We start from the raw sequence: 548 nt of genomic DNA, 5'->3' as shown, positions 1-548 counted from the left end.
CCCTCGACCGGTACGGCCACCTGTTCCCTGACGAGCTGGACGCGCTCGCGACCCGCCTCGACGGCGACCGGACGGCCGCGCTGACGGGCAAGGTCCCCGGCAAGAAGGGCGGCGCGATGACCGCGCTCGATCTCCTCGACGCGCCCGATGCGCAGGAGAATTAGGGGCTGCTGCGAGTGACTGCGAGTGAGAACTGACGTACCCCTAGTGGGTATCTGTCAGGAAACTTGCTCTGATCTGGCCTTACTGGTGCCCTCGGTGAGACTCGAACTCACACTGCACGGGTTTTGAATCCGTTTCCTCTGCCAATTGGGATACGAGGGCTGGTGCGGTTACCCACTCTAGAAGATCGGGTGGCAGGGTCAAGCACCGGTACCCTTCAAAAGGCTTGCGCCACGTTTCCGGGGTGGCCGGCAGTAGAGGAAGGCAACGATGAACGCTCCTGTCACGCAGGGAGAAGGACCCGCCCCACGCCGTGTGGTGGTCGCCGAGGACGAGGTCCTGATCCGCATGGACCTGGTCGAGATGCTCCGCGAGGAGGGCTACGA

The 548-nt window shown here is 63.9% G+C and carries 1 tRNA gene; it reads right to left on the bottom strand.

Annotated elements, in window-relative coordinates:
* Window positions 1-247: 247 nt before the first annotated feature.
* A tRNA-Leu gene (locus AC1DQC_RS20175) sits at window positions 248-324 on the bottom strand.
* Window positions 325-548 lie beyond the last annotated feature (224 nt).

It is taken from the genome of Cellulomonas sp. P4_H12 (assembly GCF_056400905.1).
The sequence above is the reverse complement of the archived record's forward strand: the minus strand, read 5'-3'. Positions and strand labels throughout refer to the sequence as shown.